Source organism: Acinetobacter sp. A2 (assembly GCF_012371325.1).
Taxonomy (GTDB): Bacteria; Pseudomonadota; Gammaproteobacteria; order Pseudomonadales; family Moraxellaceae; genus Acinetobacter.
On the sequence record NZ_JAAZQX010000010.1, the window covers coordinates 53,248 to 72,911 of the forward strand.

General features: G+C 41.5%; 20 protein-coding genes. 7 read left to right on the forward strand and 13 right to left on the reverse strand.

All coding sequences use genetic code 11. The features are described 5' to 3' along the window. Nucleotides 1-379: 379 nt before the first annotated feature. Nucleotides 380-1,420, reverse strand: a complete 1,041-nt coding sequence (gene omp38 / locus HHA43_RS05610) for an outer membrane protein Omp38 (protein WP_168542012.1) — start codon at nucleotides 1,418-1,420, stop codon at nucleotides 380-382. A 376-nt stretch (nucleotides 1,421-1,796) separates the two neighbouring features. Here omp38 and HHA43_RS05615 point away from each other — a divergent pair, with 376 nt between their 5' ends. Both HHA43_RS05615 and HHA43_RS05620 read left to right on the forward strand, forming a co-directional pair. Beyond that, nucleotides 1,797-2,315 carry a GspH/FimT family pseudopilin gene (locus HHA43_RS05615; protein ID WP_168542014.1) on the forward strand — a complete coding sequence of 173 codons (519 nt, stop codon included), beginning with the start codon at nucleotides 1,797-1,799 and terminating at the stop codon, nucleotides 2,313-2,315. A gap of 127 nt (nucleotides 2,316-2,442) precedes the next feature. Further along, a complete protein-coding gene (locus tag HHA43_RS05620; protein WP_168542016.1) occupies nucleotides 2,443-3,618 on the forward strand; it encodes a thiolase family protein in 1,176 nt (391 codons plus the stop codon). Between the two features lie 154 nt (nucleotides 3,619-3,772). Here the strand turns inward: HHA43_RS05620 and HHA43_RS05625 are convergent, their stop codons facing one another. From HHA43_RS05625 to ppx, 5 genes are read right to left on the reverse strand one after another with little or no spacing between them, the layout of a single operon-like run. Beyond that, nucleotides 3,773-4,342, reverse strand: a complete 570-nt coding sequence (locus HHA43_RS05625) for a YggT family protein (RefSeq protein WP_104852451.1) — start codon at nucleotides 4,340-4,342, stop codon at nucleotides 3,773-3,775. A gap of 41 nt (nucleotides 4,343-4,383) precedes the next feature. Continuing rightward, a complete protein-coding gene (gene proC, locus HHA43_RS05630) occupies nucleotides 4,384-5,211 on the reverse strand; it encodes a pyrroline-5-carboxylate reductase (protein ID WP_168418108.1) in 828 nt (275 codons plus the stop codon). A 31-nt stretch (nucleotides 5,212-5,242) separates the two neighbouring features. Continuing rightward, nucleotides 5,243-6,589 carry a tRNA lysidine(34) synthetase TilS gene (gene tilS / locus HHA43_RS05635; protein WP_168542018.1) on the reverse strand — a complete coding sequence of 449 codons (1,347 nt, stop codon included), beginning with the start codon at nucleotides 6,587-6,589 and terminating at the stop codon, nucleotides 5,243-5,245. Next, nucleotides 6,526-7,347, reverse strand: a complete 822-nt coding sequence (locus HHA43_RS05640) for an acetyl-CoA carboxylase carboxyltransferase subunit alpha (protein ID WP_168418106.1) — start codon at nucleotides 7,345-7,347, stop codon at nucleotides 6,526-6,528. Before HHA43_RS05640 ends, tilS begins: the two co-directional genes overlap by 64 nt. Before the next feature lie 32 nt (nucleotides 7,348-7,379). Then, nucleotides 7,380-8,900 (reverse strand): exopolyphosphatase, encoded by a 1,521-nt coding sequence (gene ppx, locus HHA43_RS05645; protein ID WP_168542020.1) that lies wholly within the window; start codon nucleotides 8,898-8,900, stop codon nucleotides 7,380-7,382. Between the two features lie 263 nt (nucleotides 8,901-9,163). Here ppx and trxA point away from each other — a divergent pair, with 263 nt between their 5' ends. The 3 genes from trxA (at nucleotide 9,164) to HHA43_RS05660 (ending at nucleotide 11,801) form a co-directional block, all read left to right on the forward strand. Continuing rightward, entirely contained in the window at nucleotides 9,164-9,490 is a 327-nt protein-coding gene (gene trxA, locus HHA43_RS05650) for a thioredoxin (protein ID WP_004975164.1), read from the forward strand. Between the two features lie 322 nt (nucleotides 9,491-9,812). Further along, nucleotides 9,813-11,081 carry a transcription termination factor Rho gene (gene rho, locus HHA43_RS05655; RefSeq protein ID WP_004975162.1) on the forward strand — a complete coding sequence of 423 codons (1,269 nt, stop codon included), beginning with the start codon at nucleotides 9,813-9,815 and terminating at the stop codon, nucleotides 11,079-11,081. Between the two features lie 420 nt (nucleotides 11,082-11,501). Then, the gene (locus tag HHA43_RS05660; RefSeq protein ID WP_167846239.1) at nucleotides 11,502-11,801 is read left to right on the forward strand and encodes a hypothetical protein; all 300 of its coding nucleotides are present in this window, start codon (nucleotides 11,502-11,504) and stop codon (nucleotides 11,799-11,801) included. A 382-nt stretch (nucleotides 11,802-12,183) separates the two neighbouring features. On the opposite strand, the gene HHA43_RS05665 is transcribed toward HHA43_RS05660, so the two are convergent. The 3 genes from HHA43_RS05665 to pheS form a co-directional block, all read right to left on the reverse strand. Next, nucleotides 12,184-12,480, reverse strand: coding sequence for an integration host factor subunit alpha (locus tag HHA43_RS05665; protein ID WP_004649746.1), 297 nt, complete (start codon nucleotides 12,478-12,480; stop codon nucleotides 12,184-12,186). Further along, a complete protein-coding gene (gene pheT / locus HHA43_RS05670; RefSeq protein ID WP_168542022.1) occupies nucleotides 12,477-14,858 on the reverse strand; it encodes a phenylalanine--tRNA ligase subunit beta in 2,382 nt (793 codons plus the stop codon). Before pheT ends, HHA43_RS05665 begins: the two co-directional genes overlap by 4 nt. A 129-nt stretch (nucleotides 14,859-14,987) precedes the next feature. Continuing rightward, nucleotides 14,988-15,968, reverse strand: a complete 981-nt coding sequence (pheS, locus tag HHA43_RS05675; RefSeq protein WP_168526534.1) for a phenylalanine--tRNA ligase subunit alpha — start codon at nucleotides 15,966-15,968, stop codon at nucleotides 14,988-14,990. A gap of 160 nt (nucleotides 15,969-16,128) precedes the next feature. Between pheS and HHA43_RS05680 the strand changes: the two genes are divergently transcribed. After that, on the forward strand, nucleotides 16,129-17,148 hold the full coding sequence (locus tag HHA43_RS05680; RefSeq protein ID WP_168542024.1) for a hypothetical protein: 1,020 nt from the start codon (nucleotides 16,129-16,131) through the stop codon (nucleotides 17,146-17,148). A 67-nt stretch (nucleotides 17,149-17,215) separates the two neighbouring features. On the opposite strand, the gene rplT is transcribed toward HHA43_RS05680, so the two are convergent. Both rplT and rpmI read right to left on the reverse strand, forming a co-directional pair. Then, nucleotides 17,216-17,575 carry a 50S ribosomal protein L20 gene (rplT, locus tag HHA43_RS05685; protein ID WP_004647525.1) on the reverse strand — a complete coding sequence of 120 codons (360 nt, stop codon included), beginning with the start codon at nucleotides 17,573-17,575 and terminating at the stop codon, nucleotides 17,216-17,218. Nucleotides 17,576-17,586: 11 nt separating this feature from the next. Beyond that, entirely contained in the window at nucleotides 17,587-17,781 is a 195-nt protein-coding gene (gene rpmI / locus HHA43_RS05690) for a 50S ribosomal protein L35 (RefSeq protein WP_004975152.1), read from the reverse strand. Between the two features lie 338 nt (nucleotides 17,782-18,119). On the opposite strand from rpmI, the gene HHA43_RS05695 reads away from it, so the two are divergent. Beyond that, nucleotides 18,120-18,881 carry an energy transducer TonB gene (locus HHA43_RS05695; RefSeq protein WP_171525709.1) on the forward strand — a complete coding sequence of 254 codons (762 nt, stop codon included), beginning with the start codon at nucleotides 18,120-18,122 and terminating at the stop codon, nucleotides 18,879-18,881. Nucleotides 18,882-18,897: 16 nt separating this feature from the next. Here the strand turns inward: HHA43_RS05695 and HHA43_RS05700 are convergent, their stop codons facing one another. After that, a complete protein-coding gene (locus HHA43_RS05700; RefSeq protein ID WP_168418450.1) occupies nucleotides 18,898-19,326 on the reverse strand; it encodes a YqaA family protein in 429 nt (142 codons plus the stop codon). A gap of 7 nt (nucleotides 19,327-19,333) precedes the next feature. After that, nucleotides 19,334-19,618 (reverse strand): hypothetical protein, encoded by a 285-nt coding sequence (locus HHA43_RS05705; RefSeq protein WP_168542026.1) that lies wholly within the window; start codon nucleotides 19,616-19,618, stop codon nucleotides 19,334-19,336. Between the last annotated feature and the right edge of the window lie 46 nt (nucleotides 19,619-19,664).

The following is a 19,664-nucleotide window of genomic DNA, read 5'->3' on the forward strand; positions in this document are numbered from 1 at the left end:
AATACGATGAAATATCATGCCACAAATTGCTCAATGTTTATTTTTATAATTGCTAAACAACGCCTTGATTGGCTGATAGACATCCAGTCCATGTATCTTGTTTCAGAAGTTTGATCTGGGGCAACGCTTAAGAGTTTCCAAATGAGTTGCCGATAAACTCGCTATAAAAATTCGACTTAGTTTACGATTCAACAAGCCGACATATTAAGCACAATCAGACTCCATCTTATTTGCTCTTTATTCAAAAAATCATAGTTTTACAATATTTTTAATCGTATTAAGTGTAAATAATTTTACACAATATCTAATCCATACATTCCATAAAAAATAAGCATAAAAAAACGACTCCTAAGAGTCGTTTTTTTCAACTTAACTCAAATTATTGAGCTTGTTGTTCAACAGTCACTGTACGGCTGCCAGTGATCGTCGCGAATACACGACGGTTCATAGCACGACCTTCTTTAGTGTTGTTGTCAGCAATCGGTTGATCCCAAGCGAAACCTTGAGTAGACAAGCGAGCTGGATCTACATTGTATTCGTTTACAAGTGAAGATTTAACAGAGTTCGCACGCGCTAAAGATAAACGTTCGTTCAGTGCACGTGGACCAGTGTTGTCAGTGTGACCTTCGATGCGAGCAGTAGCGTTTGGATATTCAACTAACTTCTCAGCAACTTTAGCGATTTCTGGCTTGTACTGATCTTTGATGTTTGATTTGCTAGTATCAAAGAACACACGAAGTTCCATGTTCAGGTCTTCAGTCAACTCTTGTGGAGCTGGTTGAACTGGAGCAACTGTTTCAACTGGAGCAACTTCTACTACAGGAGCAGCTGGCTTCAAGTGACCACCAAGAACAACGTTAAGACCAGCTAAAGCTGTGTAGTTCCAGAATTGCTCATCAAAGTGGTAAGTACCACGTGCTTCAGTACGAAGAGATAAAGCATCGTTCAAACGGAAGAACGCACCAACACCAGCATTACCTAAAGTACCTTCTTCACCATCACGGATATAACCTACACCATTAGCGCCTTCTACGTCATATTTATAGTGACCAGCACCTAACAATACGTATGGCTTGATTTTGCTGTCGTAGTTTTTAGTGATTAGATCAGAAGTCGCATAGAAGTTACCTGCGATATTTTGACCCTTGTATTCACCACCGTTGCTGGCATCACCTTTGATTTGGCTATATTCAGCTTCAAAACCTAACCAAGGAGTAAGCTCAACACCAAGTGCTGCACCAACGAACAGGTCATCATCAAGCTCTACGCTACTTGTTAAACTACCATCATTACCACCATTGTTATGCTGTGTATCAAACATAGTATAACCAAGCATTAATGGGGTAACAGTTACGCCCGCGTTTGCAGCAGCTAAAGGAGCAGCTACGAGCATTGCTAATGCAATACGACTCATTTTCATGGATTTATCCTCCAGAGATAACAATTGTTGTTCAAGCTCAAGCCTAAATTTTCGACTACCCTGAGATAGGCTTTCTTATACCCCAGTATTATTTTTAAGCTAGTCACTTTGAATCATACAAACACTTTATTACTTTTCCAAGTGCTTGATAATTTTAATCAAGTAAATTATTGACAAAATTACTTACAATTTCCGTTGTAATTCGGTAACTTTCTACTCAATTATTTGTGGCGAATAGCCTATCTTTCTTGCTGTTTATTTTAACACTTTCTAGAGAAGTTGTTTAGTAATTATTATACACAGCAGATAAAGCACTATAAAACAACAAATTACTCAGATTAATCATAAAAAACATAACAATAACAGGTAAAGACTTATGTCGAATGTAAGAAAAAACGGCTTCACGCTGTTTGAATTGATCGTCACGTTAGCGATTAGTGCGATTTTAGTCATGATTGCCCTGCCACATTTTCATCAGCTGATGGCAGAACAAGAACTCAAACGAATTCAGTATTCATTACAGTCCAGCGTGAAAATAGCACGCTCTCATGCCTTCACCCATCACAGCAATGTAGTGATTTGTCCTACACAAAACTTTGTTCAATGTAGCAAGCAAAACTGGAATACTGGTTTTTTGATCTTTATGGATCGTAATCGAAACCGCCAAATTGACGACAGTGAATACATTCTTTATACAGAAAAAACTGCACTTAAATACGGAACCTTGGATTGGCGTGGAACTTTAAACATTCCTAGTGTGACTTTAAATGCTCAACAAGGTTTGCCGATCGGCTCAAATGGTAGCTTCTTTTACTGCTCCACTCACCTTACAAGCAAACGCTTAGTACTCAGTAAAATGGGGCAAACCCGAGCAGAAGACATCAATATATGTTAACTCAGCAGTCTAAACGATCTTTACATTGTCACTTTATTCTTATCTTTTTTTGCCTATACTGCAGAAGTGATCTATTCCTGCTTGGAATTCAATTTAGACAAAAGCACATATAAATTGGGAGAATAAAATGACGGATATCGTTATTATAAATGGTGCACGCACTGCAATGGGTGGCTTTCAAGGCAGTTTAGCCAATGTGACTGCACCAGAATTAGGTGCGGCAAGTATTCAAGCGGCCATTCAACGTGCGGGGGTACAAGCAACAGAAATCGATGAAGTCATTATGGGCTGCGTCCTGCCTGCGGGTTTAAAGCAAGGCCCTGCCCGTCAGGCGATGCGTCAAGCAGGCTTACCAGATTCTACAGGTGCGGTCACCATTAACAAACTCTGTGGTTCTGGAATGAAAGCTGTCATGCAAGCTGCCGATGCAATCAAAGCAGGTTCTGCCTCAATCATTGTCGCAGGTGGCATGGAGTCAATGAGTAATGCACCTTATGTACTGACCAAAGCACGTGCTGGCTACCGTATGGGACATGGTGATGTGAAAGACCACATGTTCTTAGATGGCCTTGAAGATGCTGAAACAGGTCGTTTGATGGGCTCATTCGCACAAGATATGGCAAATAGCAAAGGTTACACGCGCCAACAAATGGATGACTTTGCGATTCGCTCACTCAAACGTGCACAAACTGCGGTCAATGAAGGCTATTTTGCTGATGAAATCGTCCCTGTGACAGTTACAACACGTAAAGGCGATGTCATTGTAGATAAAGATGAACAACCTTTTAATGCCAATATTGAAAAAATTCCAACACTTCGTCCTGCCTTCGCTAAAGATGGCAGTATTACTGCTGCAAATGCCAGTTCAATTTCGGATGGTGCATCGGCACTCGTACTCACTTCTGCTGAACATGCAGCCGCCAAAGGGTTAAAGCCTATGGCAAAAATTGTGGCCTATGCAACCAACTCACAACATCCTTCAGAATTCACCATTGCCCCAATTGGTGCAATTCAGAAAGTATTGGACCGAGCAAGCTGGAATGCGCAAGATGTAGATTTATGGGAAATTAATGAAGCTTTTGCTATGGTCACCATGTGCCCAATGGATGAATTCAAACTAGATCCTGAAAAAGTAAATATCAACGGTGGTGCCTGCGCACTTGGTCACCCTGTAGGTTCGACTGGCTCACGCATCATTCTGACTTTAATTCATGCACTGAAACGTACAGGTGGTAAGCGTGGTGTAGCGGCTTTATGTATTGGCGGCGGCGAAGCAACTGCTGTAGCAATTGAGTTACTATAAATCAGTAACCGATACCCTTTTTGCACTCTTTTAAAATCAAGAAAAATAAATAAAAGTCTCGAGTTTCGAGGCTTTTATTTTCAGATGCTGATCTAAGCATTAAAAAAGGTGAATACATCATTCACCTTTTTGATATCTAATGATCTAGAGATGTTTACAAACCTGTCAGTAGCACAATCGCCACCTGATTCATAATAATTTCAGCAATATATAAAGCTAAAAATGCAATGATTGGTGATAAATCAATCATGCCCATGTTCGGCAATAAACGACGGAATGGTGCTAACAACGGCTCTGCCAACTCTTGAATCACTTCAATATAAGGCCCACGAGACTGGGTAAACATGACCACCCAACTTAAAATAATAGTCGCAAAAATCAGATAGCGACAGAAACGGATTAAATCCTGAATCATGGTCACAAAAGTCAGAATCAACAAGTGAATCGGACTGTTCGGCATAGCCCCATTCAGATACATCACCCCAAAAATTTTAAGTAAATACAGCACCACTAACAAAGCTAAGGCAGCTGAATTAACCCGACCTTTGGCTACAGTTGGAAATATACGACCAAATACATCTACAATTTTAGTGGCTTTGATGGTTGAAAGCACCACAGGGTTATATGGGCTAACCGCAGCCAACTGCATTAAGAAACGGAAGAAGACGAGCAAAATTGCTACGTTAATGATAATGCCAAAAATTAGCGCAGAATTTGCACCCATACTTGAACTTTCCTAAATTTAAATTCGTTGTTTTTCAATTATTAAATGCTGTCGCTTAACTCTTGTGCCAATTCTTGACTGCGCATTTTTGCAGCAGCCAATGCTGCCTGAATATTTTGTGAAATTTGCGCATGGTCAAATACTTCTATTGCCGCCTGCGTAGTGCCATTTGGTGAAGTCACATTTTTACGTAATTCTGCAGGCGTATTCGAACTGGTAATTGCCATTTGTGCGGCACCCAATGCTGTTTGCAAAGTAAGTGCTGTAGCAACTTTTTCATCTAAGCCTAAGTTTTTACCTGCACGAATCATACTTTCCATCATATAGAAGAAATACGCTGGGCCAGAACCTGATACTGCAGTCACTGCATCAATTTGAGCTTCTGAGTTTACCCAAATCGTTAAACCTGTCGCAGCCAAAACCTGACTGGCCAATTCACGATCTTTGGCATCTACATACTCAGTTGCATATAAACCATGTGCGCCAGTTTGTACCAAAGCAGGGGTATTTGGCATGACACGTACCACACGCTCAGTACCCAATAAATTCGCAATCGTTGAAATTTCTGCACCTGCAACAATCGAGATCACTAATTTATCTGCAAATTGCCCCTGTAATGGACGTAACACCTGTGCCAAAACTTGTGGTTTTACGGCAAAGACGACAATATCTGCCTCTGCAATTGCGGCTAGATTATCGTCAGTCACATGTACATCTTTTTCTTGCAGAAGCTGACGTACTTGCTCTACAGGGTCTGAAACTGTAATACGTGTTGGCGGTAAACCTCTGGCAATCAAACCGCCAATTAAGGCCTGTGCCATGTTGCCACCGCCAATAAAACTAATATTACAATTCAATACTGCACTCATGATCCACGCTCTTCGTTGAGTTCTTTATTCGTTAAGAGACTAAATTCGGTTGCCATCCATCTGCGACACAATAGTCCGACTGTGCAAGCCAAAAGCCTTTGGGGCTAAAGACGCCTAGCATAACATTATCTAGGCTTAATATTTGAATTGTATGACGTGTCCACGGAAAAATTTGTGCTTCCTGAATGGCTTTTTTCAGCGGCCAAGCCCCTACCCGCCCATATAAATGGATTTTTTCGCCCCCCAAACGTGGGCGCAAAGTTAGGGTTTTATTTAATAAACTTGAACATAAACCAACTTTTGCTGGCTGCAATTGATAACAACCCGACCAAAGCTGAAAAGGCTGATCTGCCTGCAACAATAAATCCTGCTCTACCGCTTCAAAGTGTTCCGCAGCTAAATACTCTGCTTTAGGCAAACGGAATAATTGTTGCTGATAACGCAGATAATAATAATCTTGACAATGTAACGCCGCTTGCGCATCGGCTTTGGCCAGAATCACTTCTCGCTGCAAACGCTCGACCATATCAAAACTTGGACGATATTGCGCTTGTCCTTTCATCCATGCCGATAATAGCTGACGTTGTCGTGGCAAAGACAATTGTTGCAACTGAATCAAATTTAGCTGCGAATCTGTACCACAAGCGGCCAAATCTTGTGCTAAGACTTCAGCCAAAATTTTCTCAGCATCTTGCATCAAACTTGCGGTTCGTGTGACAGCTTGCTGCATTTTAGGAAAACGCTGTTGCAATATAGGCCACAAGATTTCTCTCGACCAAGCCCGATCATAATGCACATCCTGATTGCTGGGGTCTTGTACATAATCTAGCTTTAACACAGCACTCCATTGGCAAATTTGCTCACGAGAAACATCTAACAATGGTCGCCAAATGGTCAAATTTTCACGAACATCGATGGCTTGCATTGCAGCAAGTCCGTGTACGCCCGTTCCTGAAAGCAAGCGCAACAGCACTGTTTCAGCCTGATCTTGTTGATGATGTGCCAATACTAGAACTTCGTTGGCATCCAAATACTGCATATATGCATGATAGCGAGCCTGACGTGCCTGATTTTCCAAATTACCCTCAGCCACACTGACTTTTTGTAGCGCACACGGTACGTTTAAACTGTGACAGGTGGTTTGCACCAATTCACCCCATGCAGCACTCGGACTCTGCAATTGATGATCAATATAAATCGCCCGTACTTTTTCTGGGCACAAAAACGACAAAAGATGCAGTAGCAACATGGAATCCATGCCACCACTACATCCAATTAAAAATTTTGTCTGTGCAGGAAAAGTCTGTAACTGACTTAAGACGCTAGACCTAAATTGTCGCTGCCAAACTTCATTAAACGTTGGTAACGTTCTTCGCATCGTTGTGTTGCATCCATTGCTTGCAATTCACCCAAAGCTTCTTTTAATACAGCTTTCAGACTTTGCATCACTTGTTCAGGCTGTAAGTGTGCACCTTCACCTTCATCAACCACGTATTCTACAATACCAATCTTTTGCAGTTTTTCTGCAGTCAGTGCCAATGCTTCACTGGCCTGCTCTGCTTTTTCAGCAGTTTTCCACAGAATAGAAGCACAACCTTCTGGTGAAATGACAGAGTAAATACTGTGCGACAACATCACTACGCGATCTGCCACGCCAATGCCCAAAGCACCACCCGAACCGCCCTCGCCTAATACTGTGGCAATCACTGGCACTTTTAAGTTTGACAGTTGCGCCAAACTAGTTGCAATTGCTTCGGCCTGACCACGTTCTTCTGCACCTACACCTGGGTACGCACCCATTGTATCTACAAAAGTGAACACAGGCAGATTAAAACGCTCTGCCATATCCATGAGGCGTTGTGCTTTACGGTAGCCTTCTGGGTTACACATACCAAAGTTGTGCTGTAATTTTTCACGGGTACTGCGACCACGATGCTGACCTATCACCATGACAGGCTGACCATCAAAGCGTGCCAATCCACCGATCATTGCACCATCATCACCAAATAAACGATCACCATGCAAGGCATCAAATTCAGTGAAAATTTCACCCACATAGTCTAGAAATTGCGGACGTTCAGGATGACGTGCAATTTGCACGGTTTTCCATGCCTTAGATTGAGCAGCTTTTTTCATAAGTCGACTGTTATCCCTAAATTAACCAAATCTTAATCGACAAATTGTTCCGACTGAATATTCAATTCAATGTCCCAATTCTTGAATTGCACTTGTTCATCGTGCAATTCAGCGACAAGCAATGGCCATTGTTTGGCATCACCCGACACGCTGAGCTGCCATTGTTGCGCATTGCGGATGCTTAATTCAATGGCAGGAAGCATCGCATCGCTACGACTTGCGTTGACCAAAACTGCAAGGCGCAGTAGCAAAATTAAATAGACAATTTTATTGCCACCGGCTTTCAGCGCTTCTGTTTTCGCGTCTTGACGCAATTTTCTGCGATGATTGGAAACCAAATGTGAGAGATAGTTTTGGTCAATTTGCGAGAAACCCGGAATGTCCGAATGTTGCAATAAATATGCACCATGACGATGATAACTGCTATGACTGATGGCTAAACCAATTTCATGTAAGTATGCCGCACGACGCAATAAGTCACTATCTTCATTATTTAATTTTAAAGCTTCAGCAACGCTATCAAACAAATGCTGTGCTGTTTTTACCACCCGACCCGCTTGTTTAGGGTCTGAGTTATAACGCCCCATTAAGGCTTGTACACTACGGTCACGAATGTCTTCATGCTGGAAACGGCCAAGCAAGTCGTACATTACCCCTTCACGCAAAGCACCGTCTGAGTAAACCAGTTTATCAATATTTAAAACATCAAACACAGCATATAAAATGGCCAAACCTGCTGGCAAAACTGCTCGACGGTCTTCTTTTAAACCATCAAACTCCATTTCTGATACGTGCTTAAACTTAAGTAAACGGTCTTTGAGTTTTTCCAAACCTTCACGGGTGAGATTTTCCTGCTCATTGCTCCAACCCATATTCACGGTAATTTGGCGACATGCCTTAATGGTGCCGCTCGAGCCTGCAACGGTATCCCAACCTGCTTCTTTATAGGTATTGGCAATTGAATACAGCTCTTTACGTGCCGCTACCACTGCTTTTTCAAAACTGCTTTTGCTAATTTCACCATCGGCAAAATAGGCTTTGGTATAGGCCACACAGCCCATTTGTAAAGATTCGGTGTGAATTGGCTCAAACTCTTCGCCAATAATTAATTCTGTCGAACCACCACCAATATCAATCACTAAACGACGACCACTATTGGCCATGGTGTGTGATACACCCAAATAAATTAAGCGCGCTTCTTCACGCCCTGCAATAATCTCAATTGGCTTAGGCAAAATTTCTGCAGCTTTTTGAATAAACTCATGTCCGTTTTTGGCCTGACGCAAAGCATTGGTGGCAACAATACGCAAACGGTTTGACTGTACCGCAGTTAAACGCCCAACAAAACGTGCTAAACATGCCAAACCACGTTGTTGTGCTGCTTCGGTTAAATTCTTGTTTTCATCTAAACCAGCGGCCAACTGCACTTTTTCTGACATTGATGCCACTTTTTTTACTTCACCATGATCCACCCGCGCAATGGCTAAGTGGAAACTATTCGACCCCATATCGATGGCTGCGAGTAACTCTTCATCAATTAAAAAATCAGACATTCTTCAAACAAACCTAGACAGAATTGTGCCTAGAGTAATTCACATACACCTAATTTAAAAGCCATTTATCAGCACAATTTGACGACTATTTAAAAATTCTGCATATATGACAATTGTGTTACAGAATTGTCGTGATCGTGAGGATCAATTAGACAAATTTGTATTTTGGATGGAAAATCCAAAGATCCCCCCTACTTTGTTCAAGATGGCTATGTAATACTAATTGGTATAGCTATTTTTAAAAATTATTTGGAGCGTAATCCATGTCTGGCAACATCGTAAACACCACTGATGCAAACTTCGAAGCAGATGTTCTTCAATCAGATACTCCTGTATTGGTTGACTTCTGGGCTGGCTGGTGTGCGCCATGTAAAGCAATTGCACCAGTACTTGAAGTACTTGCAGACGAATATCAAGGCAAAGTAAAAATTGTGAAAGTGGATGTGACTTCTTGCGAACAAACTGCTGTGAACTACAACATCCGCAATATTCCAGCATTACTTATGTTCAAAAATGGTGAAGTTGTTGCGCAACAAGTTGGTGCAGCACCAAAATCTAAATTGACTGCATTTATTGATGAAAATATCTAAGTCTGTTTTACAGATCATGAATAAAAAAATACGCTCTCTGTTGGCGTATTTTTTTTGCCTATAAATTGACAAACTCCCGTTTCTCTCTTATATTGCATGCTCAAGAAACATAGGATCTTCCATCCGCTTTCTTAAAAGACACAACACAAAAATGCCGCTCGGCAACAGAAATTGTTTTTCACATTTTTCAATCAAACAATGAATCAGTGCTCTGAATCGTTATTGTGCAAATACAATTGCTTTCATTTTATTGTATGAATGCGGCTAAATGTTGCTCCCTCTCTAACCTGTACCCCAGAATTTTTATTCTATCAGAACCTCTATGAACTTAACCGAACTCAAGAAAAAACCGATTGGCGAACTCATCAAGATTGCCGAGTTTATGGGCCTTGAAGGAATGGCACGTAACCGTAAGCAAGACATTATTTTTGCCATCTTAAAGCGCCATGCCATGAATGGTGAAGAGATTTTTGGTGATGGCGTTCTAGAAATTCTGTCAGATGGTTTTGGTTTCCTACGCTCAGCTGCAGGTTCATACCTTGCTGGCCCAGATGACATTTACGTGAGTCCTTCACAAATTCGTCGCTTTAACCTGCGTACAGGTGACACCATTACAGGGACTATTCGCCCACCAAAAGAAGGCGAACGTTATTTTGCTTTGCTTAAAGTAAACCAAATTAACTACGACACCCCAGAAAATTCACGTAATAAAATTTTATTTGAAAACTTGACCCCACTCTTCCCAACCGAACAATTGGTGATGGAATTGGGTAATGGTACAACAGAAGATTTAACCGCACGTGTGGTAGATTTGGTTGCACCAATTGGTAAAGGTCAGCGTTCTATTATTGTGGCACCGCCAAAAGCGGGTAAAACCATGTTGCTGCAAAATATTGCTCAGTCGATTGTGCGCAACAACCCTGAAGTGTTCTTAATCGTACTTCTCATTGACGAACGTCCAGAAGAAGTGACTGAAATGGAACGTACCGTTCGTGGTGAAGTAATTGCATCAACCTTTGATGAATCACCTGCACGTCACGTTCAAGTGGCGGAAATGGTGATTGAAAAAGCCAAACGCTTGGTTGAACATAAAAAAGATGTCGTTATTTTACTCGACTCGATCACTCGTTTAGCCCGTGCCTATAACACTGTTGTACCATCTTCAGGCAAAGTATTGACGGGTGGTGTGGATGCACATGCTCTAGAACGTCCAAAACGCTTCTTTGGTGCTGCACGTAATATTGAAGAAGGTGGCTCACTGACCATTATTTCAACTGCACTGATTGAAACAGGTAGTAAAATGGACGAAGTGATCTACGAAGAGTTTAAAGGTACAGGTAACCAAGAGATTACTTTAGACCGCCGCATTGCAGAAAAACGTGTTTTCCCTGCCATGAACATCAAGAAATCTGGCACCCGTCGTGAAGAGCGCTTAATGAGCGAAGATAATTTACGTAAAGTTTGGATTTTACGTAAACTCTTACACACACAAGATGAATTGGCAGCAATGGAATTCTTGCTTGATCGTATGAAAGAAACCAAAACCAATGATGATTTCTTTGATCAAATGAAGCGTAAAGCTGCGAATTAATTATCTGTAAATATCAGAACCCTTAAAAAAGCCATCTTATAACGATGGCTTTTTTATTTGGTTGACAGAGTTTACATAAAGACACAATTGCACGTGGTATATGTAAACTTATTTTTAAGTAAATGATTATAAAATAATATTTGGTAAAAAACTTTTAGTTTTTAGCCAGTTACCTTGCAACTCTCCAATCTAAACTGACAAATTGATTGTTATTTTCTGTTAAAAAACCACGTATTTTTCCTGTTTTTTTGCCTTTTTTTCAATCAACCTAGTAGCAATTCAAAAAGCGCAGTGATAGCATATTCGCAGACCAGTTAGACTGCGCCTGCGTTGTTAGTGCCTAACAAATTTAGGAATAATAAAAGCATACAACAGACTAACGTCGGTTTTTTTTAATCTCATATTTTAGAGAGTGATGCCATGTTATTCAAAAAAATCGCTATTGCTGCTGCAGTTGCTACTACTTTAGCTTTCGTTGGTTGTGCTAAAAAAACTGAAGAAGCTGCTGCTGACGCTAACGCTGCTGCATCTGAAGCTGTTGTAGCTGCATCTGAAGCTGAAGCTGCTGCTGACGCTGCTGCTGTAGAAGTTGCTTCTGGCGCTGAAGCTGCTGTAGACGCTGCTGCTGATGCTGCTGACACTGCTGCTGCTGCTGCAACTGATGCTGCTGACGCTGCTGTAGACGCTGCTGCTGCTGCTTCTGAAGCTGCTGCTCAATAATCGATTAGATTATGCAGTACAAAAAGAGAGCCTCTGGCTCTCTTTTTTATTGCCTGTTTTAAATTACGGACACAATATACAAATCGTGGTTTTTTAAAGCATCAGAACAGTTCCACCCCACTTGCAAGTATGTTAGTCAAACCTTTGAAATTCAATCAGAATATTTTCCAAAGTTTATTAAAGCTACCATCCATTTTGGGCAAGGTAAAATCATCTATTAATTATGTACTACAGAGACAATTGACTATCTAAGCTATTGGTCTTCTTTATAGATTATTTTAAAAAGTAGGCTAAATGTATTTCAACTCACGCTAGATGCCAGCCTAAACCAAATACAAGTATTAAATATCTAACGCAGAATTAAGACATAAAAAAAAGCAGATCAATCGATCTGCTCATTTCCCACACGCTGGCGGAATTTCTGCCCTGCGCGGAATGTGACGACACGGCGTGCTGAAATTGGAATTTCTTCGCCCGTTTTCGGGTTGCGACCAGGTCGTTGACGTTTATCACGTAACTCGAAGTTGCCAAACCCTGAAAGTTTAACTTGCTCGCCAGAGATCAGTGCTTGGCTGATCTCATCAAAAAATAACTCGACCATTTGTTTCGCTTCACGGCGGTTTAAACTCGTGAGCTCACTTAAATGATCAGCCATTTCTGCTTTTGTTAATGCTGTCATGAAGCCCTCAATGTCGCTTGGTAAGTGTTTTCCAACACTTGCAGAATGTTATCCATACCAGATTTAATTTCAGCATCTTCAAGTGTACGTGTTGGGTGTTGCCACAACAACGCAAATGCTAAAGAACGCTTGCCTTGTTCAACACCTTGTCCAGTATACACATCGAATAACCAAGTTGAGTCTAACAGCGCTCCACCTGTTTTTTCAATAAGTTGCTGAATTTCGCTTACATTTATCTTATCACTAATTAAAAGCGCAATATCACGTCTAACCGATGGAAAACGTGATAATTCTGTAAAATTAGATACATAAGTTTGCAAAACTGCTGCTTGATCAAGCTCTGCCACCCAAGTAATGCCTAAATCCAACTCATCTTCCAAAGATGGATGTAAACGTCCGAAGTAACCAATAGACTGACCATTGACCATAATTTCAGCTGACTGACCTGGGTGTAACCATGCACGTTCAGAACGCACATACTCTACCTGCACTCGACCTGCAGCTAAAATTTCTTCGATATCCCCTTTGAAATCAAAGAAATCCATTGGCTGGGCTTTGGCATGCCAAGATTCTGCTGCTTTCGCACCAACCGCAATCAAGGCGAAGGTTGGAATTTGTTTTAAATCGTGAATGCTGCTGGCATTTTGATAATCAAAACGTAGACCTAATTCAAAGAAACGTACACGGTTTTGCTGACGATTCACGTTGTACTGTACACATGGAATCAAACTAGACAATAAAGTCGAACGCATCACAGCTAAATCACTAGAAATTGGATTTGCCAATGCCAACGGATTTACTGCAGGGTTGAGCTGTTTTTCCAATTTTGCATCAGCAAAGCTAAAACTAATCGCTTCTTGGTAACCCAAAGTCACTGCAGTTTGACGTAATTGACCAACCTCAAATTGGTCTTGATATTTCGCCAATTGCACATCAATCACAGGCAAACTAATTTGGATATTGTCATAACCGTGAATACGTGCGATTTCTTCAATCAGGTCTTGATAAATCGCCATGTCGAAACGGTGTGATGGCGGTACGACGCTCCACTGACCTTCTGCCTGAACAGTTACTTCACAGCCTAAACGTTTTAAGGCATCGGCAATGAATGCAGCATCGACACTATAACCAAGCAATTGATCTACCTGTGCCTGATTCAATTCAATTGCAGAACGTGTAGGCAATTGAGCCACTTGTTCTGCTACTGTAATTGGGCCAAACTCACCACCGGCCAATTCAGCAATAAGCTGTGATGCACGATGCATGGCCAATAATGGCAATTCAAAATCTACACCACGCTCATAACGCTGTGATGCGTCGGTATGTAAGCCAAAACGACGTGCACGACCCGCAATATGCAACGGTGCAAAGAAAGCAGATTCAAGGAAAATTTCTGTGGTTTCATCGCTGACTGCAGAAGATAAGCCACCCATAATGCCTGCCATCGCCAAGACTTTTTCGTCATCGGCAATCACCATCACATCTTCTTGCAACTCAACTTCTTGTTCGTTTAAAAGCACCAGTTTTTCTGCAGCATTCGCCATACGAACTTGAATACCACCTTGCACTTTCGCACCATCAAAGGCATGCATAGGCTGACCCAGTTCAATCAGCACATAGTTGGTAATATCCACCAAAATGCTGTGCTGACGAATCCCTGAGCGTGCCAATGCGCGTTCCATCCATTCTGGTGTAGCCGCTTTGGTATTCACATTTTTAATTACACGACCTAAATAACGTGGGCAACCTTCGGTAAGGCTTTGCACAGTTTTTTCATCGCTAATGGTTGCTGCCACAGCCTGAATTTCAGGAGTGTTCACAGCCAATTGGTTAATTACCGCAATTTCACGGGCAATACCACGAATACTAAAACAGTCACCACGGTTTGGGGTAATGCTGATGTCGATGACATTGTCATCTAAGTCAAGATATTCACGAACATTGACACCTACTGGTGCATCTGCAGGTAATTCCAATAAACCATCAAGTTTATCTTCAAGGTCAATTTCTGATGCACCGCAGAGCATGCCCTGTGATTCCACACCACGCAATTTACCTTTTTTAATTTTAAAATCGCCAGGTAATACTGCGCCAATCATCGCTACAGGTGCTTTCATACCTGCGCGTACGTTTGGTGCACCACAAACGATCTGTAATGGCTCGCCTGAACCAATGTTCACAGTAGTCACACGCAAACGGTCTGCATCAGGGTGCTGTTCAACTGTCAGGACTTCGCCCACAACAACACCTGTAAATGGCTTTGCTGCTGGAGACAAGTCATCCACTTCAAGACCCAACATGGTCAATTGATCGGATAGCTTTTCACTATCGATGGCTGGGTTTACCCATGTGCGTAGCCAATTTTCGCTAATTTTCATTTTGTAAAAAACCTATAAATCTAAATTTTGAATCCCCTCTACCTCCTCTTTTCAAAGAAGAAGCACCCTGTGTCATAGATGGACAACCTCTCTCCTTTTAGGAGAGGTCAGGGAGAGGTATAAATTCGTTTAAGCAAACTGGCGTAAGAAACGCACATCATTTTGGTAGAACATACGCAAGTCATTGATGCCATAACGTAACATCGCAAAACGCTCTACCCCTAGACCAAAAGCAAAGCCTTTGTATTTTTCTGGGTCGATGCCTGAAGCACGCAATACATTTGGATGTACCATGCCGCAGCCCAAAACTTCTAACCAGCGGCCACGCTCATCCATAATATCTACTTCTGCACTTGGCTCCGTAAATGGGAAGTAAGATGGACGGAAACGGACTTTTAAGTCTTTTTCAAAGAATTCATTGAGCAAGTTAATTAACAAGCCCTTGAGTTCTGCAAAACTGGTATTTTCCGCCACATATAAGCCTTCAATTTGATGGAACATTGGCGAATGCGTTTGGTCTGAGTCACAGCGATAGACACGGCCAGGACAAACAATACGAATAGGTGGTTGTTGATTTTCCATGGTACGAATCTGCACACCTGAAGTATGGGTACGCAATAAATGATTCACATCAAAGTAAAAAGTGTCGTGCATGGCACGTGCAGGGTGATGTCCTGGAATATTCAACGCTTCAAAGTTGTGATAGTCATCTTCAACTTCTGGGCCTGTAGCAACAGTAAAACCAGCTTTAGTAAAGAATTGGCAAATACGTTCTTGTACCTGCGTCACTGGGTGAATACTGCCCACACTTTGACCACGGCCAGGTAAAGTAATATCAACGGTTTCATTGGCAAGTTTTTGTGCCAAAGCAGCTTGTTGTAATTCAGTTTGGCGTGCCGTTAAAGCCGCGTTGATTGCTTCACGTACCGCATGAATTTGAGCACCAAATTCCTTACGCTGTTCAGGGTCCATTTTACCCAGTGCTTTGGATTGTTCCGCAAGCTGGCTTTTCTTCCCCGTAAATTGCACTCGCGCCTGGTCGAGTGTAGCAAGGTCCTCTGCTGCTGCAATTGCAGCGAGCGCTTCATTGGTCAGGGCTTCCAGTGACATAGTAACTCTCAAAAGCAACAATATTAGAAATAATTTAAAAACCCCGTATTCTAACAGTTTTTAGTTGCTTTGATGAAGCTTCGATGCAATGAAAATTAGATTAGCATCCTGAAATATAAAAAGTATAAGATAAAGCCAATCACCATGAGATCTCAACATTATGGCGCTCGATGAAATTTGGAAACAACAACTCGCCCTTGTGACTTACGGCAATGAATTTTTGGCTCAGGATTTAAGTTTTAATCATTGGTTAAAGCATCACATTTTTAACCAGCATCAAATTCAGTTTCGTGATTTATTATCGCAACATCTATTGGCACAGCATTTTCAAATTTGGTTAGAATATCTCAAACAACAAGGTGTTCAACGCCTCAGTTTGCACAGTTCTAGCATTTTAAACGACGAAAAAAATCCAAATCCAAATGTTGAACTCCTACCTTTTTCACATTTTATTGTGAGTCATGAAACACAGCACAAACATGCTTGGATTTTTGGCAAAGAACTTGCCGAATGGTACAGCGCAGAACAAGACTATATTGCACCTGTGACCCAACAAAGTGAACTTCGTCAGGAAGTCATGTGGCGTTATCAGTTAAATCACAAACTCGCCAAACAGCTTGATGCAGATTTTACAGCACCCAATTGGGATGAAATTGATCACTTTATTCGCACAGAATTGTTGCAAAATAACTTTGCTACAGACTTCACTCCACCTGAACCATCACAGCCCTATTTAGGAACAGATGCGACTGTTGATTTTCCGCAAGTGCATGCTTTGACTGTCATTCCAGCCGATTATCCGGCAGATTATGCCCACGACATGCTGCATTGTTTAGAGGCGCTAGATCAGCACATTCAAAATAAAATACAGCATCCTTATCATGCAGATGGCACTGAATTTGAGCCAAGAGAACAGCTCAATTTACGCCATTTTTCACAAAAAATTGATGATTTACATGCCAAATTCATTACCAAAGTGGCTAATCATTATCAGACTGCCCGACTCACGCCCGTACAAACTCCCGACCCATTTACAAATACATCTACACCGCCTGCAAGCACAATGTCGACTCCCTCACCTAAACACCCTGCATCCCATAAAGTCGGTGCATCTGCGGTAATTAAACTGATTTTAATTACCGTGGTAATTTGTGCTGCGGCTTACTATTTTGGCTTATAAGCCAGTCATAAATTTTGAGCATAAAAAAAGACCGCAAATGCGGTCTTCTTTTTAGTCTTAAAAAGACTTATGCAGCTAATGCATCTTTAGCTTTTGAAGCTAAAGCAGCAAATGCAACTGCGTCATGCATAGCGATGTCAGCAAGTACGCGACGGTCGATAATCACTTGAGCTTTTTTCAAGCCAGCAATCATACGGCTGTACGATAAACCATTTTGACGAGCACCCGCATTGATACGCGCAATCCATAAAGCACGGAATTGACGTTTCTTTTGACGACGGTCACGGTAAGCGTATTGACCTGCTTTGATTACCGCTTGGAACGCTACGCGATATACGCGTGAACGAGCGCCATAGTAACCTTTAGCACGAGCAAGAATTTTTTTATGACGGCGATGAGCCTGTACACCACGTTTTACACGAGCCATTTATAATCTCCTTAGATGTATGGGCACATAGCACGAACAGCAGCAACGTCACTCACGTGAACCATTACACAGCCGCGCAATTGACGGATACGTTTAGCAGATTTTTTGGTCAAAATGTGGCGTTTGAACGCTTGTTTACGCTTGAAACCGTTAGCAGTCGCTTTAAAACGTTTAGCTGCACCACGGCGAGTTTTTAACTTAGCCATAACAACCTCTTTAAACACCTGTTCGGCACGTCTGCACCATTGCAAAAACGACCTGCAGGTAAGGGAGCGAGTATTCTAAAGCATCTCTGCTCAAAACAAAAGCATCTTGGTTAAATAAATAATTGTGTTTCTTCTGCTTAACAGGTAGCTGCCTATTCTCCCCCGTACACCGCAAATTGTGTCTTGCTATACAAAATTTAGTTCAAAGCAAACTTTGCTCAATCGGTACATACAATATCTTATTAAAATTGATCATTCTGACTAGATTTTCTCTTGCGATTACCACAATTTACATCAATACTTCGCATCGGCTTGTGTTCGATAAAAAGACCGTAAAAATGATCAAACAATCTTTGTGTTTCTCCCTCTTGCTTGGCCTTGCAACATCACCTATTTATGCCAAGCAGGCGCAGTCGGTTCCAACTAAAACCAATCTACAGGTTCAAAAAAGTGCAGCCCTACCCGCGCATTTAACGACCCGTTTGGCGTGGCGTTCTTTCCCGCAACCACAATATAAAAATGAAGACCTGAATCAACAAAACCGCGCAGCGATTGTACGTATTCATGCTGATGAAACAGGTAAAATCCGTCAAGCCACAATTCAGGAAAGTACTGGGCTTAAAAAGCTCGATAACATCTTGCTTCAAGCAGTACGTGCCGCAGAAATTCAGCCGCATTATGTAGATGATACTGCGGTCGCAACAATTGGTTTTCAAAGCTTTAATTTAAGATTTCAGGATAATTCATCTGAAGATTGTCATTTTGCCTTTGAATCTAAAAACTGGTTAGCACAGCAACAACAGCAAAAAGTTGCTTTTCAGTATCGCAGTCAGCCACAGCTCAACTTAAGTGCAGATGCACTAAAAGATCACTCACGCACCGTGAAATTTCAATTTAAAGTAAATAAGCACGGGCAAGTAAAAACCGCAAAAATCAGCAAAGGTTCTGGTCAGTATGCGCTTGATCAACAGGTGTTAGCTGCTGTTAAAAGCGCACAAGTTGAAGTACCACGTAAATTTTGGCTATACAAAAAGTCAAAATTGAAAGATGAAATTTACTTTGATTTAAATACTTGTGATGGATGGACTACTCAAGAATAACAGCCATCATTCAACGTTAGACCCAAGTATAAGCAACATAAATAAACAAATAACGCCCGATTTTGGCCAGACTGACCATCAACACAAAACGGGCAAAGTTTTCTTTCATCAGGCCTGCAATAAGGGTAATCGGATCACCAATAATAGGCACCCAACTGAGCAACAAAGACCAAAATCCAAATTTGGCGTAGGTACGCTGTGCCTTTTCAAGTTGTGTAGCCGAAACAGGAAACCACTTTTTATTTTTATAATGCTCCAGACGTAGTCCCAAATACCAGTTCACACAAGAGCCTAAAATATTTCCTAAACTCGCAACAGTAATCAGCCATATAGGTGCATAGCGGCCTTCAAATAACAGTCCAAGTAATACCGCTTCAGATTGTAGTGGTAATAACGTGGCAGCACCAAAGGCAGATAGGAATAAACCCAGCAGCGACCAAGCCATCAAAAAATTAAAGCCTTAAAGCCTGTTTGGTTTTACGGTATTCTATGTTTGCCCAAATAATACACAATAGAATCAAAACCGCACGTGCCCATGTATAACGTTGAGTGATCGGTTCAATTGCAGCACGTAACACTTGTTGATCTGTACTATTTAAAGTACTAATCAAGTTTTGCACATGAAATGCTTCTGCCACAAAAAGCATGAGGCAACTCACGATTCCAATAATAATGCTCCAATATACTTTGGCATTATTTTCAACAATTTTGGTGAAGTTGAGAAAAAATTCTTGCATAACACATCCAATAAAAAAGCCACCTGAAAATTATGTCTCATCAGGT